At 69.9% G+C, this 15,725-nt stretch carries 10 protein-coding genes; 4 read left to right on the forward strand and 6 right to left on the reverse strand.

Features of this window, described 5'->3' with window-relative positions; translation table 11 throughout:
* Positions 1–33 precede the first annotated feature (33 nt).
* Positions 34–642, forward strand: a complete 609-nt coding sequence (locus HD597_RS61910; protein ID WP_253758692.1) for a hypothetical protein — start codon at positions 34–36, stop codon at positions 640–642.
* On the opposite strand, the gene HD597_RS61915 is transcribed toward HD597_RS61910, so the two are convergent.
* Positions 574–2,541: an nSTAND1 domain-containing NTPase gene (locus HD597_RS61915; protein WP_253758694.1), complete on the reverse strand. Its 1,968-nt coding sequence runs from the start codon at positions 2,539–2,541 to the stop codon at positions 574–576. The genes HD597_RS61910 and HD597_RS61915 overlap by 69 nt on opposite strands.
* 757 nt (positions 2,542–3,298) lie before the next feature.
* On the opposite strand from HD597_RS61915, the gene fxsT reads away from it, so the two are divergent.
* Positions 3,299–5,797: an FxSxx-COOH system tetratricopeptide repeat protein gene (gene fxsT, locus HD597_RS61920; RefSeq protein WP_253759974.1), complete on the forward strand. Its 2,499-nt coding sequence runs from the start codon at positions 3,299–3,301 to the stop codon at positions 5,795–5,797.
* A gap of 15 nt (positions 5,798–5,812) precedes the next feature.
* Here fxsT and HD597_RS61925 read toward each other — a convergent pair whose 3' ends face one another.
* The 3 genes from HD597_RS61925 to HD597_RS61935 form a co-directional block, all read right to left on the reverse strand.
* Complete coding sequence (locus HD597_RS61925; RefSeq protein WP_253758696.1) at positions 5,813–7,174, reverse strand: HEXXH motif domain-containing protein; 1,362 nt, start codon at positions 7,172–7,174, stop codon at positions 5,813–5,815.
* A complete protein-coding gene (locus HD597_RS61930; RefSeq protein ID WP_253758699.1) occupies positions 7,171–8,412 on the reverse strand; it encodes an FxsB family cyclophane-forming radical SAM/SPASM peptide maturase in 1,242 nt (413 codons plus the stop codon). Before HD597_RS61930 ends, HD597_RS61925 begins: the two co-directional genes overlap by 4 nt.
* 168 nt (positions 8,413–8,580) lie before the next feature.
* Positions 8,581–9,204 (reverse strand): WD40 repeat domain-containing protein, encoded by a 624-nt coding sequence (locus HD597_RS61935; protein ID WP_253758702.1) that lies wholly within the window; start codon positions 9,202–9,204, stop codon positions 8,581–8,583.
* Positions 9,205–9,718: 514 nt separating this feature from the next.
* Here HD597_RS61935 and HD597_RS61940 point away from each other — a divergent pair.
* Entirely contained in the window at positions 9,719–11,563 is a 1,845-nt protein-coding gene (locus HD597_RS61940; protein WP_253758705.1) for a serine hydrolase domain-containing protein, read from the forward strand.
* Positions 11,564–11,577: 14 nt separating this feature from the next.
* Here the strand turns inward: HD597_RS61940 and HD597_RS61945 are convergent, their stop codons facing one another.
* The gene (locus tag HD597_RS61945) at positions 11,578–12,150 is read right to left on the reverse strand and encodes a helix-turn-helix domain-containing protein (protein WP_253758707.1); all 573 of its coding nucleotides are present in this window, start codon (positions 12,148–12,150) and stop codon (positions 11,578–11,580) included.
* Between the two features lie 58 nt (positions 12,151–12,208).
* Between HD597_RS61945 and HD597_RS61950 the strand changes: the two genes are divergently transcribed.
* Complete coding sequence (locus tag HD597_RS61950) at positions 12,209–13,252, forward strand: alpha/beta fold hydrolase (protein ID WP_253758709.1); 1,044 nt, start codon at positions 12,209–12,211, stop codon at positions 13,250–13,252.
* A gap of 34 nt (positions 13,253–13,286) precedes the next feature.
* Here HD597_RS61950 and HD597_RS61955 read toward each other — a convergent pair whose 3' ends face one another.
* Positions 13,287–15,611 (reverse strand): polysaccharide lyase 8 family protein, encoded by a 2,325-nt coding sequence (locus tag HD597_RS61955; protein ID WP_253758713.1) that lies wholly within the window; start codon positions 15,609–15,611, stop codon positions 13,287–13,289.
* Positions 15,612–15,725 lie beyond the last annotated feature (114 nt).

Consider the following 15,725-nt stretch of genomic DNA (forward strand, 5'->3'; position numbering starts at 1 on the left):
CCGACGTTGGCCAATGGGTGGCAGCATGTATTTATGTTGGACCAGAACGTGCTCCTCGCGCTGATCCCGGTCCTGGGCGTGGTCTTCGGAGCTCTCAGCACGTTCGCCGGGGTAGCCCTCACCAACAGGGCCAATCTCCGGAAAGAGGAGCGTCAGGCGGAGAGGCAGGCGTTGGAGCGCTGGGAGCAGTCATGTCAGCAGAGCGCGGCCGAGTTGCTGGGCGCCGTCGCCCGGTTGCGCATGCGTGCCGACATCACGGGCCAGCGAGCCTGGGCCGACCTGAGCACCCAACTGGTGGACATGCAGGAACAAGCGATCCAGGTGGTCGTACACGCCGGCCAGGTCGCGCTCCTCAAACCAGGCGCGGTGGGGGACGCCGCGCGCGACCTCGGAGAACAGGCACGCAGCCTTGTGACAAGCATCGTCGGTTCGGCGAATCTGATCTACGACGCGGCCAACGGCGAGCATTTCGGCGGAGAACTGCTCAGCTCGCCCGATTTCAAGACGCTCGAAGCAAAAGTGGATCGTTTCTACGAGGCCGCCGCGGCCGAGGCCGGAATGGTCAGGAACTCGTCAGCTCTGGAACCCGCCGGAAACAGAGCGGGAAAGCTGAAGAGCCTTCTCGCGTTGCGCAGGAAGTAGTGGCGGGTCGGCCGTGAGAGCTCGCCTGGCCAGTGCGGCGGCCTCCGCGTGATCGCCCTGCGCGGCTCTGGCCCGCGCGGCGTACAGGAGCACCAGGCCGTGCTCCGGCGCGTCGCCGAGCGCCGACAGCAGGTCGTTCTCCCCTTCGCCTTCCCTGCTGAGCGCCGACAGCACCAGCGCGTGGGCGGCGCGAGTGGTGGGCGGCCGGTAACCGCGCACGCGGTGCAGGTCGGCCAGCGCCGCCCGGACATCGCCCAGGTCTGCCAGCATCTCGCCACGTGCGCGCAGCGCTTGTGGCATGGCGGCGTCGGCGGCCAGGACTCCGCCCAGAATCGCCTTGGCCGCGTCGTCCCGGCCGAGCAGCCAGAGCGTCCTGCCGAGCTGCACCTGCAGGGACAGGTCGTCGGGGAGCCGGTCGGCGGCCGACCGCATCACCGCCATGACCTCGGCGCCCCGCTCCTCGTCGCGCAGCAGCACGGCGCCGGCCGCGGCAAGAAGCCAGGCCACCGCGAAAGTGTCCTGCAACGCCTCGAAGAGCATGGCAGCCTCGCGGTAGTGCTTCCCCGCCCGCTCGTGATCCTTGCGCGCGTGGGCGATGTCTCCCCATAGGCATTCGACCTCCGCCTGCAGCCGAAGATCTTCTTCTTCACCGAACTGCACAGCCAGCCGGAGCTCGCGCTCGGCCTCCGGCCATAGACCCTTGGCGAGCGCGACCGCGGCGGCCTCCAGATGCTCGCGAGAATCGGTGTCCAGCGCCGCGCGGCCGGCGGGACGAGCCTGCAGCAAGGGGCCGGCCAGCCGCTCGTGCTGCAGCCGGTAGACCCGCCCGTCGCGCTGCAGCTCCGCCTTCAGCAGGTGGCGGTCCTCGAGGGCGCGCAGAAGGCCGTTCGGCATGCCGCGGGTCTCGGATTCGCCCTCGGCGACCGGCTCGGCCGCCGACCTGGTGAAGTGCTGCTGCAACCAGGTCATCAAGGACGGGGCGGAAACGCCGCGGCCATCCGTGACGTACTCCACGACCTCGCCGCAGAAGGCGGCCAGCGACCGGTCGACCCCGGCACGCTCGCCGACGTCGGCCATCGTGATCGCCTCCACCTCGGCCGGTAGCGCCTCCCACAACCGCGAGCACACGACCTGGAGGAGGGCCGGTTCGATCACCTGGGTGGCACCACGCAGGTCGGCGGCGATCTCGGCGGCGGTGTCGCCGGCGAACCATCTGCCGGTGTGGTGCAGCGGCCTGCTCACCGCCTCGACGGCCGCGGCGTGATCCAGTGGCTCCATACGGATCAGCGCGGGCGAGAGCTGCAGCCTGTCGCGCAACCAGGGCAGGTCGGTGTCCCGTGCGACGATCAGCAGGCGCAGCTCGGGCAGCTTCGCCACCGCCTCGTTGAGCTGGGTCAGGAACTCGTCGCGGTGCGATTGAGAGCCCGGCGGGCCATCGAGGAGTTCCTCGATCTGGTCCACCGCTGCGAGCAGAGGGACAGGCTCGCTGAACATACTGGCCCTGTCGCCCTGGCGCTTGAGGAACTCGGTGAGGGTCAGCCCTGCCAGCCGGCCGACGGAGTCGGCTGGAGACCAGGAGGCCAGCAGTCCCAGCACGTACGGGTTGTGCTCAGGCAGGGCGGCGCTCGGGAAGACCCTTCGCCGGGTGACCCTGCCGACGGGCAGCACTCCGGTGGCGCCCAACTCGATCAGCGGGAGCACGCCGGCACGCAGCAGGCTTGTCCGGCCCACGCCGGAGGGGCCGTGCAGGATGAGGAGCCGCTGCTTGCGCCAGGCATCGGCAATCGTGGAGGACTCCTGCCGGCGGCCGAAGAACCGCGAGTCCTCGTCTTCCCGAAAAGGGCGTTGGCCGACATAGGGGCCCTGATACACGCCGTTGGTCATCAGAGGGATCGTCATGAGGCCGCCTCGCCAAGGCACGGCATGCTGAAACGAACACTCATCGAAAAATGCCGGCATGCGACGGATCGACCCGGCGCCGACAAATCATAAAGTGTCCCTTTTCGGCAACAATAGGACCTCGGGATATTGGAGCATGCAGTCGTCCGGTGATGCGGTCCTGGTCCCCTTGGGTGAGTGATTGGTTCCATGAACGATCCCTGCTAAGGCGAGTTCTCGGCATGCGCGGCATGCTGGACATGCTATATGCCGGAATCAAAACCTAACCTCGTTTTGATCTCACCTCCTGTGAGTGCGCGATGCAGGGCTCGCCCGAATGCCGTAGGGTCTTCACTGGCCATTCTTTTCAGTGCATCCAGGTCAACAGACGACAAATCGGGCAGCCCCTCTGGGTGCCCATCGGCCTGCTCGCCCTCGGTACGCGTGTGTCTTGTCAACCACGTTGCCTTCCGCGTCGCGGTGCAGAGAGAACGGGGAGCTACAGGAGCATGTTCTCGTCAGCGTCCCGCTCGATCAAGGTGTTGCCCATCCCGGTGGCGACGCACTTCTGTATGAGGTGGTGAGAGCATGGGTGTGAATCGACCTCAACGGGCTGCACCGGTTTTCGGGTGTCCCGTATTGCGGAGACCAGGCGACCATTATCAGCGGCCATGCGCGGATTCACCGGACACCGGTGGCGAGTCGCAGGAACACGGGTAGGGCTGGGCGCGAAAAGTGCTTAGAATTGCTCCACCAGAAGAGGAAGGGCATGGCCGGGATGCAAGAGCGCCGACCGCAAGTGTGGGGCGAGAAGATCCCGCCTCGTCTGAAGAACTTCACTGGGCGCGAAGATCTCCTCGACGTCCTGCATCAGAGCATTTCCAGAGTCACCGCGGTGCTCCCGCATGCCTTGCACGGCATGGGAGGCGTCGGCAAGACGCAGATCGCAGTTGAGTATGCGCACCGATATCAGTATGAATACGATTTGGTATGGTGGGTTTCTGCCGATCGTCCCGAGCTGATTAACGCCTCGCTGGCGGCTCTCGCGCCGCGCCTGGGCCTGCAGAGCGTCAGGGCTCAGAGCATCGCGGAGGCGGCCGCCGCCGTGATCGAAGCGCTGCGTACCGGCAAGCCGTACGACAAATGGCTGCTCGTCTTCGACAACGCCGACCAGCCCGAGCAGGTCGCCCGGCTCGTCCCCGGCGGCCCAGGGCGCGTTCTGATCACTTCGCGCAACCAGGAGTGGCAGGACGCGGCTGAGATCGTCCTGGTCGATGTGTTCACCCGCAGGGAGAGCGTGGAGTTCCTGCGCAAGCGCGTGCCCAGGCAGATGAGTGACGCCGAGGCCGGTCGGCTGGCGCACGAGCTCGGCGACCTGCCGCTCGCTCTGGAGCAGGCCGGCGCCATGCAGGCCTTCACCGGCATGGCAGTCGACGACTACCTCGTGCTGCTCGAGAAGCAGATGGCGGCGGTGCTCGACGACTACAAGCCACGCGAATACCCACGCTCGATGACGGCGGCCTGGCGGCTGTCGGTCTCGCAGCTCGACGAACAACTGCCGGTAGCGGTCGACCTGCTGCGCTGCTGCGCCTTCTTCGGCCCGGAGCCCATCCCCCGGGAGGTGTTCCGCCGCAGCGTCACCGAGCCCGGAGAGCGGCTGCATGACGTGCTGGCGGATCCCATCCTCCACAGCCGCGCCATCCGCCTGATCGGCAGCCTCGCCCTGGCCAAGATCGATCCGGCCACGCGCACCATCCAGGTCCACCGCCTGATCCAGTCACTGCTGCGGGGCGAGCTCTCCGGGGAGGATCAGGAGTACTTCCGGCACACCGTCCACCTGCTGCTCGCCAGCGCCGCCCCTGATGATCCCGACACCGAGGCCAACTGGTCCGGCTACGACGATCTGATCGGGCACATCACCGCCGCCTCCGTCGGGGCGTGCCGCAGCCCGCAGGTGCGGGCCTTCGCCAACAAGGCCGTGCGCTACCTGCACCGGGCAGGCGACTGGGAGACCGCGCGGGCGTTCGCCGAGAGGTTCATCGACGGCTGGACCGCCGACTCCGGTCCCGCCGACCCGGAGGTCATCGCCGCTCACCGGCACCTGAGCAACGTCCTGCGAGAGCAGGGCGAGTACGCCGAGGCCTACGACAACAGCAGGGAGGCTCTCGACCTCGCCGGGCGGGTCCTGGGCGCCGACGACAAGGTCACCCTCAGCCTGGCGAACGGATTCGGTGCCGACCTGCGGGGCCGCGGTGAGTTCCGGGCGGCACTCGCGCAGGACGAGGACACGCTGCAGCGGTGCGGGCGCGTCTTCGGCGAGAACGGTCTGGAGACGCTGCGCGTCATGAACAACCTGGCACTCGACTACGGCCTGGTGAGCCAGTACGTGAAGGCACGCGAGCTGCAGCGCCGGGCGTACGACGAGCTCAGGAAGATGACCCCCAGCGTGCCTGCCGTCACCCTCGTCACGTCCTGGAACGGCCTGGCCCGCCTGGTGCGGTTGTGCGGTGATTACGCCGCCGCCTGCGACCTGGGGCAGGACGTGCACGAATACGCGTTGAAGGAGCTGGGCGCCAACCACATCTGGACACTGCGCGCGGGCAAGGACCGGTCGATCGCCCTGCGCCGCAACGGCGACTACGAGCAGGCGCTGGAGATCGCCACCGAGGTCCACGACCGCTGCAACCACGTGCTGGGGGAGAACCAGCCCGACACTCTCGCGGCGGCGATGAACCAGACCAACATCCTGCGCACCATCGGCAACGTGGACCAGGCCTTCCGGCTGGCCAGGGACATCGTGAACCGCTATCCCCGGATCTACGGCGAGAGACACCCCTACAACTACAGCTGTGCCGGCAACCTCGCGCTCCTGCATCGCGTGCGCGGCGACGCGCCGGCGGCGGCCAGGCTCAACGAGGAGTGCCTCAAGGGCCTCGACAGCACTCTCACGCGCAAGCACCACTACTCGTTGACGGTCGCCATCAACCTGGCCAGCGACCTGGCCGCCCTCGGCCAGTTGGAACGGGCGCGTGCCCTCGCTGAGCAGACCATGGACACGGCACGAGAGCTGTTCGGTGAGGCCCATCCCCTCTCGCTGGGCTGCGCGGCCAACCTGGTGAGCATCCTGCGCAGGCAGGACAGGGAGGACGAGGCGGAGGTGCTCGCCGGACCCACGTTCAGCACGTACGACGAGCTGCTCGGTGCCGCGCACCCCGACACCGTGGTGGCCAAGGAGATCCGTCCGCTGGACTTCGACTTCGACCCGCCCCCGATCTGATCAGGACTGCACGGCTCAGTCGCCGGGCGAGTGGCGGGCGGCGCTCGTTGCGGAGTTCCGTGCCAGCCACGTCATGAGGTGGTGCCACGCCTCACGACGTGCCCGGTCGAGCGCCGGCTCCGGGACCCACTCCCGGTTCCACGCCCGCAGGGTGCGGGTGAGCGTCGCGAGGAAGCGCCGGCCGGACGGCGTGACCCCGTCGGCGGCGGTGCAGGTACGCGCACCCGACAACGCCGCCATGCGCCAGCGGGCGAACTGGGCGTGAGCGTGCGCCGCGGCCTGCCCTGACTCCTGCCAGCGCTGGCGACGCCAGAAGCCGCTGACGCCGAGATGGGCGTAAACGCCCTGCAACAGGCCGCCCAGCGGCCGCGGATCATCGCGCCAGGGTGCGTAGTAGCGCCGCTCGTCCTCGGGGTCCATCAGGGGGAGGGCGTCGAGCAGAGCCACGAGCTTGGCGTGCTGAAGCTCGTGGGCGAGGGTCAGGGCGAAGGAGAGAGCGTTCGGCGGAAGGGACAACACGGATGCACCGAAGAGCCGGGGGTCGGTACCGCTGCGCTGTCCCTGGGGAAGCGGGCGCAGCGGGATCAGGGTCCGTAGCACTGCTTGCAGTTCCGCGGCGGTGGTCCAGTGGTGGCGTACGAGGATCGTCCAGGATGCCTCCAGCCTCGACTGCCAGAGCGTGAGCTCGGCAGGGGACACCCGCTCGGAGAAGTCAGTCTGGTCGCTCAGGCGATGAGGGTCGAGATCGTCCAGAGTGACGGTCAGGCTGGCGCCGTCGGCGGATGCGGACAGACGGCGCAGCCCTCGCCAGTCGTCCGCGTCCCGGTGCGAGAGGGACGGCAAGCGCACCTGGCCATGCCGCCCGATGATCTCGGCTCCGGACGGTCCCGTGCGGATGGTCACTTCGTAGCGCATCGGCAGTGCGCTGCGGTCGGTGCTCAGCCGGGCCTGCCCGAGTGAGGGCAGCGTCAGCACCCGTCCGTGTGCGACGACGGGGATGGAGTGCCGTGACCCAGCCCTGATGGCGGCCGCCGCCGCCAAGGCGGCGAGCTGCCCGGGATGGGCACGGAAGGGATGTACGTCGCGCAGGGCCAGCACGGTGCTCCTGGCCCAGGCGCCGGTCGTGGGGTAGGCGAGGACGGCCTCGACAGCGCCGGGCGAGATGTGCTGGATGGACGCGAGCAGGTCGTAGGCCCGGGCGGCGGCCTCTGCTTCCGGGTGGCGGGCGGCCTCGGATTCGAGGACGACGCCGCGCAGGAACAGCAGGGTCTTGCTGGTCTCGACCGCCGTGAGGCGGCGCGCTGCCCGGTAACCTCCCGCGCCGCGGGCCAGCGCCGTGAAGACGTCGTCGGGGATGTCGCAGGCAGGCGGCATCATCTGCGGTCCCGCAGGTACTGCACGCGCGCCGCGAGATCGGTACGCAAGGCGCCGGCGATGTGGGTCACCAGACGATACAGATCTGGACAGTAGACGGAAGGGTTGGCGAAACCCGTTCCCACGCGGTAGCGGTGGGCGTAGAGACCGGCGCCGCAGGCCCGGTTGATCCGGCAGGACCGGCACTGCGGGGACAGCGCCAGCTCGCCGATCTGCCGCGCCATGATCGAGGGCAGCGTCAGGGCCTCGTCGAAGGAGTTGCGGGAGACATGCAAGCCGGTCGCGCCGGCTCCGGAGTAGGCGGACTTCAGCGCGTCGGACTGCTCGATGGCTCCATCGGTCTCCACCACGATGATCGCCACCGGGGCCAGGCCCACGACCTCGCTGGCCGGCACACCGCCGAGCAGCACCTGCATGATCTCTTCGAACAGGCGTACCTGCGTTTCCCTGCGCGGCGCGTGGTACCAGCGGTCGAACACGGACGTCAGCCATTCACCGTACGGGGCCTCCGGTGAGGCGGTATCCCGGCCTGGCGGGGGAGCGGACCAGTTTCCGTGCGGCAGGAGGAAATTCACGGCCGGCGGGTCGAAGGCCAGCAGCGCCTCATATGTTTCGCATGGATCATTGCCCAGATCAATCGTGCAGAGCAGTCCGTCGAACAGGTGCCTGAATGTGCCGGTGAGGTTCTCCAGCGCCGGCATCATCGCCTGATGACTGCCGCGGCCGCTCGGAAAGCGGCGATGCAGGTCGTGCGCGGCGGCGGCGCCGTCCAGGCTCACGCCGACCAGGATGTTCAGGCGGTCGAAGAGGGTGAGATATCCGGTGTCCAGCTCCACGCCGTTGGTTTGCGCATGAAAGGTTATCCGTATATCGGGGCCGACCTGACGGCGTATGGAATTCACCAGGTGTTCGATCAGCCGGGGGCCCGCGAGCAGCGGCTCTCCGCCGTGGAACACCACTTGGGCGGAGGTGAGGCCATGGTCGTGGAGGTGCTCGGCGATCCGGGCGGCGGTCTGGCCGGCGACGGCAGGTGACATGCGGACCGGCCTGCCCCGCCAGCTCTGGTCGGCCATCTCGTACATGTAGCAGTAATCGCAGGCAAGATTGCATCGGCTGTGAATCTTGAGCACGAATTCACGGAATGGTGTCGGTTCCCAGCCCGTGTTTCGGAGCGCCTTAACATCCAGGGTGGCCGGCCATTCCTCGTCGTCTCGAGGCGCGAGCTCGTCACCTGCTGTCACACAGCCTCCCGGACAAGGAGGATGTGGCTCCTTACCGCGGTGATCTGCACCAAAGTGGACCCCACGCCGACAGGCTAAAACGTACGGTGTACCGCGTCAAAAGTCGCATATTACGTCTGTGCTGAGATTTCTCTGTCCGGCCACGTGAGGTGGACCGGCGACGGCGGCTCATGCGGCGTAGGTGTGCTCAGGCGAGGCTCCACATCCGGATCGTGGCGTCGAGACTGCCGGAGACGACGACGGGGTGCCGTCCTCGCGGGTGCCCACGGCCAGAGCGCTGATGTCGCCGGTGTGGCCGGTGAAGGAGCCGCCAAGGGGCCGGCCGCTGTCGAGGTTGCGCGCGACCACGTTGCGGTCGTCGCCACCCGAGATGATGACCGGGGTGCCGTCGCCGTCCTTGGCCGTCACGACGACGGGATGGTGGGCGTCTCCTTCATGCGTGAGGGCCTCCCCGAGGGGCCGGCCCGACTCCAGGCTCCAGATACGCAGCGTCGCTGGTGGGCTTCCCTCGTCCAGCGGGAAGTACGGGATCTCCGCCGAGATCACGATGCGCTGTCCATCGCTGCGCGCCCCGATCGCGATCCCGTACACCATGCAGGTGAAGCAGGTGTTGAAAGGCTTGCCGATGGGTCTACGCGTGTCGAGGCTCCAGATCCGCATCCTTGAGTCAGTGCTGCCGGTCACAAAGATGGGCTTCCCATCGGCGCTCTTGGTGACCTCGATCTCCATGACCGTGGAACAGTGCCCCCACCATGGCTTGCCGATGAGCTTGCCGGTGTTGAGGTTCCACATCCGTACGGTGCCGTCTCGCCGCCGGAGACGATGACAGGAGTGCCGTCGCTGCGCTCGCCGATCGCCAGCGCGGTGATGCCGCGTGCGTGGCCCTTCAGCGGTCCGCGCAGCTCACTGCCGAAGGGCGGAGCCTCTGCGGACCTGGCAGATTGGCCGGCGACCGGCGTCGCCATCACCATGGGCGTGTGCCAGCACGTGCCTGCTGCCAGGAGACCCAGTGCGACCGCCGGCGTTCCGGCACTCGTCCTCACCGCGCGTCGCGCCATCTCCCTGTCCTTCCAGGCGTTCTGCCCCGGAGCCCTGATCGTGATCACGAGCAGGCGTCACTGTAGCGGCCCGGGATCCCTGTTCCGGAGGAGCGGACGCTTGCCGCGGCCTGCGCAGGAGGGGTCTGCGAGACGGGCGTGTGCAAGCGGACCGATTCGGGTTGCAACCCCCGGATCCCCACCAGGGATGAACAACCTTCTCGAACACCCCTAAGATCGTCGGGCCCGGCTTGAGGAGGAAGTGACCCATGGAACGCCGACGTTTCCTGGCCCTGGCAGGCGCCGCCGGTCTTGGCGCCGCGACCGGACACGTCGCCGCCCCCGCCCAGGCCGCGAGCTACCCCTACTACGACGGCGGCATTCCCGACGAGGCGCACACCAAGCTGGGTGAGCTGGCCGCGTACGGGGTCACGGCGCTCGCGTTCACCCCGTCCGGCGGCTGGGTCGTCGTCACGCAGGACGGCCGGTACTTCGCGCGCGGCATCCCCGACGCCTGCTTCGCCGAGATCGGCAGGCTCAGCGAGGCAGGCAGGAAGATCAACTGTGTGGCCTTCCCGCCGGAGGGCGGCGACCGGTGGGTGATCGCCACGGACCGGGGGGTGACGGCGCGCGGCATCCCCGAGGCGTGCGAGCTGCGCATCGACGCCTTCTACCAGGCCGGGCAGCAGGTCGTGGACGTCGCCTTCCCGCCCGCCGGCGGCGACCGCTGGGTGGTGGCCGCCTCCGCCGGTTACTACGCCAAGGGTGTGGACGACGAGTGCTACCAGATGATGCGCAACCTCACGCAGGGCGGGCGCCGCATCACCCGGGTCGCCTTCCCCCGCGCCGGCGGCTGGACGGTCGTGGCCCAGGACGAGTTCCACGCCCGCGGCATCCCCGACGCCTGCTTCGACCGCATGAACACCCTGGCGGCCGGCGGCTGGCAGGTGCACGGTATGGCCTTCTCGCCGTCCGGCGGCTGGGCGCTGGCCTCGCGCGGCAAGGTGCCGTCGCTGCCCGCCGACAAGGTGCGCCAGGTCGAGAACGCCGTCGGCGGCTCGACGATCTGGCAGCGGATGAACGCGTACCGGACGCCCGGGGTCGCGGTCGCGGTGGTCGTCGGCAACAAGATCGCCTGGTCGACCGGGTACGGCCGGCTGGAGGCCGGCGGCGCCGCGGCGGCCCATCCCGAGACCGCGTTCCAGGCCGCCTCGATCAGCAAGGCCGTCAGCGCGATCGGCGTCCTGCGCCTGCTGCAGACCCGGAAGATCGCGCTCGGCGCCGACATCCGCCCCTACCTCGGCTGGACCCTGCCGCGCCGTTCCTGCGTGACCTCCACGGCGGTGCCCACGATCGACCGGATGCTCACGCACCGCGCGGGCGTGATCGGCCGCGGCTCCACCACCCCGGCGAGCGCCTGCACCGGGTTCGACGCGGGCGGGGGCGGCTTCCCCGGTTACGGCCCTGACGCGGCCGTCCCCACGCTGCTGCAGATCATGAACGGCGGGGGCAACACCCCGAAGATCGAGCTGACCACCGCGCCGGGCGCCGAGTACCACTACTCCGGAGCCGGGTTCGTGCTCCTGCAGCGGATGGTGGAGCAGCAGACCGGCCTGACGCTGGCGCAGTACATGCAGCAGGAGGTGTTCGCGCCGCTCGGCATGACCACCAGCTCCTACGCCCTCAGCCCCGGGTTCGAGCAGGCCGCCGGCCATACCGCCGCCGGCGCGGTGATCCCCGGCGAACGCAACCGCTACCCGGAGTCGGCCGCCGCCGGCCTCTACACCAACGTGCTGGACCTGTGCCGCCTGGTGTCCTACCTCAACCGGGCCTACACCGCCTCCGGCGACCTCGCCGGCCCGCTCACCAGGGCCTCGGTCCGTACGCTGCTCAGCCAGGGCCCCCAGCCCGGCATGGGCCGCGGCCTGTTCCTCGCCGGCGCGGGCACCGACGGCTTCTCCTACGGCCACGACGGCTCCAACTACGGCTTCAGGTCCGTGTTCACCGGCTACCCGAAGCTCGGCGCGGGCTTCGCCGTCCTGGCCAACGGCAGCAGCACGAGCCTGGTCACCGAGGTCGCCGCCGCCGTCAGGAAGGTGTACGGCTGGCCCTGACCCGCGCCAGCGGCTCAGACGTCGGTGATGTGCACCCGCTCGCCCTGCCGCCCGTAGAGGGCGATGGTCTCGGCGGGCATGTCGTCCCGGGCGTTGCCGATCCAGTGCGCGACGCCGGTGTCGAACTCCGCCGCCTCGCCCGCCGTCAGCACCGTCCGGGTGTCGGTGAGGACGAGCTGGACCGCCCCGTGCAGCACGTAGAACCACTCCCTGCCGGGGTGCCTGTGGAACTTCGGCGGCGGGAGCTGCGAGACGGGGGGATAGATCACCTTGTACGCCTGCACACCCCCCGTCTTCACCCCCAGCGGCACGAACGTCAGCCCGTGCTTGTGGAAGGCCCGCAGGTGCACCCGCGGGTCGCCGGTGGCCGGGGCGGCGACGAGCTCGTCGAGCGGCACGGAGTAGGCCCGGGCGAGCGGCAGGAGCTGTTCGAGAGTGGGGCGGATGTGCCCGCGTTCGAGCCGGGAGATGGTGCTCGGCGTGAGCCCCGTGCGCTCCGCCAGCTCGGCGAGGGTGATGCCGAGAGCCTTGCGGAAGTGCCGCAGCCTCGGGCCGACGTTCTGCAGTACCGCCTGGTCCTCCGTCACTCTTGCAATCCTGCAAAAAAGTGTGCACAACCGCAAGGCCGCAGCTCAAGCTGGGGGCATGACACCGACTCGAAGCCGGCGGCGGCTGCTCCTCACGGCCGCCGCGCTGACCCTCTCACTCGCCGCGGGCGGCGCCGCCGGATGGCACCCGCCCGGCGGGGCGCCGGCCGCCGCCGCCTCGACGACCCCGCCGGCGGCCTCGTACGACGCGGCGACCAGGCACGACGCGGCGTTCAACGCGACGTTCGAGCACCGGTTCGCGACCGTGCGCGGCGTGCGCATGCACTACGTCACGGGCGGCAGGGGCCCGGCGCTGGTGCTGCTGCACGGCTGGCCGCAGACCTGGTACGAATGGCGCAAGGTCCTGCCGGCGCTCGCCGAGCGTCACACCGTCTACGCCCTCGATCTCCCCGGCCTCGGCGACAGCCAGGGCAGCCCGGCGAGCTTCGACAAGAAGACCCTGGCCCGTTACGTCCACGGCCTGCTGCGCGACCGGATCGGGCTGCGCGGCTTCGACCTGGTCGCGCACGACCTCGGCGGCGGGGTCGGATTCCAGTACGTCTCGCAGTTCCCCGAGCAGGTGAGGTCCTACGTGCACATGGACTACCCGCTCCCCGGGCCGGAGCTGCCCGCCGCGCGGTACCGGACCTTCTCCTGGCACATGGCCTTCAACAGCCAGCGGGCCGTTCCCGAGCGGCTCATCGACGATCCGGCGGACGTGCGCGAATACCTCACGGCGTTCTACCCGCAGGTCGCCCACGGCGGGGCGGCGTTCGGCGGCACGAGGACGAAGCAGCCCTTCACCGGCGCGGAGGTCGAGGAGTTCGTCCGCACCTACAGCCGCCGGGACGTCCTGCGCGCCGGATTCGAGCTCTACCGGAGCCTGGACGCGGACGAGCGCGACAACGCCGCGGCCGCCCGCGTGGACACCCCGACGCTGCTCCTCACGGCCACCGGCTCACTCGCCGCCACCCGGCCGGCCGTGGCGCCCCTGCTGCGCAACATCACGCGCGCGGCCGAGATCCCCGAGTCGGGGCACTGGCTCGCGGAGGAGAACCCCGAGGCGGTGGTGCGGGAGATCCTCTCGTTCACGGCCCGCTGATGAACGTGTCGGCGGGCGCGGCTGAGCACCGGCGTCAGACCCGGACCACGGCGGTGTGGGTACGGCCGCGGCTGCCGCCGAGCTCCACCTTGATCGAGCGCTTGGCCTTACGGACGCCGCGGCCGCCCTTCTTGACCGATCGCACCGGCCAGGGCAGCGTGATCCTCACCTCGTCGGCGGTCCTGGACGGGTCGGAGACCGCGAGCCGTACCAGCTCGTGGTCCCGGCGGACCAGCAGCGTGCAGGGGCCGTCGGCGGCGAGCGTCCCGTGCGCGGTCTCGACGCTTCCGGCGCGCCAGAAGACGGCGGCCAGCAGGTCGCCGCGGGCGACGGCCTGCACGGAGCCGGAGTTGGCGAGGATCCTGAGCTGCAGGCCGTAGGCCGCGGTCTGCGCGGCGCAGGCGCCGGGCAGCACGGCATAGGCGTAGCGCGCCTTGCGCGGATCGACGCCGTGGTCGATGACGATCGTCGTGTAGTGCCTGGTCACCGGGGTTCGGTCGCCGCCGGTGGTGGCGCCCTGGTCGATGTCCCGCCAGCGGCCGGTGCGCTTCTCGCGGATCACCTCGGCGCCCGCGCTGTCGCCGTCGAGCAGCGCGTAGCCGGCCACCCCGGGCAGGTGGATCCAGCCGTCGCCCCGCGCCAGCGGCGGATGGCGGTCGTGGGTGTTGCGGTTCTCCACGATGGTCTCGACGCGGCGGCCGTCGGAGGCGGAGATGCCGGCGCCGAGGGCGATCACCACGTCGTCGAGCAGGAACCACGCCTTCTTGGCCCGCAGGGAGGAGCCGCCGGCGACCAGCTCCATGGCGGCCACGCCGTACTCGCCGTCGAGGGCCACGCCGCCCGCCCACGGGGTGGGCGGCAGGCGGCGATGACCGTGCTGGAGATCGGCCCGCTCGCGGGTGTCGGCCGTCGTGCCGGGCAGCCGGTACGGGTCGATCGTCGGCCACAGCTCGTCGTTCCAGTGGGTGAGGTCGCCGGTGTAGAGGTAGGTCATGCCGTCGCCGGTGTGCCAGCCGTGCAGGTTCTCCCGGTTCATGGCCTCGGCCGCGCCGATGCGCCGCGAGCTCATCGCGATCGCGAAGGCCCAGCCCGGGCGGCGGTGCACGACCCGGTCCATGTCGGCGAAGACGTACGTGCCGGTCGTGCGCGCGCCGACCTCGACCGATGGGTCGTCCAGCAGCGCCCTGGCCTTCGCGATGCTCGACAGCGGGGCGACCGTGTCGTACGGGATGGCCTGGTTGCGGGTGAGCCAGCCCTTCACCAGCGGCCGCCAGCGCCGCGCATGACGCTCGGGCGCCGCGTCCAGCAAGGTGAGGATGGCCTCGACCGTCTTCTGCCCCGAGTGGTAGTCGCGGTGGCCCTGGCGCGAGATGGACCGGCCGCGCACGCAGTCCATCATCAGCCCGTCGAAGACGAACGGCACGAAGGAGCGATCGACGATGTCGTAGACCTTCTCGATGCCGGAGATCTCCCACGGCGACCGCGCGAGCATGACGATCAGCTTGGCCACGCTCTCCAGATAGTCCACGCCGTAGGCGCCGGTGTAGGGGTACACGTCGTGCTGGATGAAGGAGCCGTCGCGGTGGAAGCCGTCGCCCGGGCCCCTGGTCGGCCGCAGCAGGTCGGAGACCGCGTCCCTGGCCCGCCTGACCAGGCGGGCGTCGTGCGTGAGCAGCCCGCGCATGGCCACCGCCATGGCCTTGCCCGCGCGGTTGGCGCCGGTCTCGACGACGCCGTGGTGGCTGACGCGGCGCTCCGGGTCGGGGCACCAGCGGCGCAACGGGCGCAGCCAGCGCTTGAGGCGGTCCTCGGGCAGGCCGTCGTACAGCAGGGCGCAGGTGTCGGTCAGCGAGCGGGGGACGCCGATCTCCCACCAGTACCAGTTGCTGCCGCGCGGGTCGAGCCGCTCGTGGTAGGCGTGCTCGTACAGGAAGTCCAGCGCCCTGACCGCGGTCTCGGCGACCTCGTCGTCCCCGTGCATGGTGGTGCCCGGTGTCGCCCAGCCCAGCGCCAGCGTGCGCATGCGGTTGTAGGCGCGGTTGAAGTTGCCCGTACGGGGGTCGTCGAGCGGCAGGTCGGGCCACAGGCTCGGGCGGCGGCCCGAGGAGAAGCGCAGCTTGCGCAGCACCGCGTTGGCCGAGCCCTCGACCGCCCGCGTCTTGTCGGCGTAGGCGCTGTTGTACTCCCCTCCGGCCAGCAGACCCACCCACCGCTCCCGCGCGGCGTCGAACGCGGCGGCCCCGATGGTGGCCCCTAGGGTGCTGCCGGCCGCCTCGGCCGGGCTGTCCCACAGGGCGAGGCCGGCCGTGGCGGCGGCGCCCAGCAGGGCGGAACGTCGGCTGAGGGGGTGGATCACCATGCGTAATAGGATATGGAACCCTGATCTTCGCGTATCCCCGCTTTCTGCCCGACCAGATGCATGTCGCCTGGTTGCGGTCTGGTGCCACCGGCATGCACGACCGCATGGTGAGTG

The sequence above is a fragment of the Nonomuraea thailandensis genome (genome assembly GCF_024172165.1).
Lineage (GTDB): Bacteria > Actinomycetota > Actinomycetes > Streptosporangiales > Streptosporangiaceae > Nonomuraea > Nonomuraea thailandensis.

Coding starts and splice junctions, on each gene's coding strand:
- HD597_RS61910 (WP_253758692.1), top strand. CDS start 34: ATGTTGGACCAGAACGTGCTCCTCGCGCTGATCCCGGTCCTGGGCGTG.
- HD597_RS61915 (WP_253758694.1), bottom strand. CDS start 2,541: ATGACGATCCCTCTGATGACCAACGGCGTGTATCAGGGCCCCTATGTC.
- fxsT (WP_253759974.1), top strand. CDS start 3,299: ATGCAAGAGCGCCGACCGCAAGTGTGGGGCGAGAAGATCCCGCCTCGT.
- HD597_RS61925 (WP_253758696.1), bottom strand. CDS start 7,174: ATGATGCCGCCTGCCTGCGACATCCCCGACGACGTCTTCACGGCGCTG.
- HD597_RS61935 (WP_253758702.1), bottom strand. CDS start 9,204: ATGTGGAACCTCAACACCGGCAAGCTCATCGGCAAGCCATGGTGGGGG.
- HD597_RS61940 (WP_253758705.1), top strand. CDS start 9,719: ATGGAACGCCGACGTTTCCTGGCCCTGGCAGGCGCCGCCGGTCTTGGC.
- HD597_RS61950 (WP_253758709.1), top strand. CDS start 12,209: ATGACACCGACTCGAAGCCGGCGGCGGCTGCTCCTCACGGCCGCCGCG.
- HD597_RS61955 (WP_253758713.1), bottom strand. CDS start 15,611: ATGGTGATCCACCCCCTCAGCCGACGTTCCGCCCTGCTGGGCGCCGCC.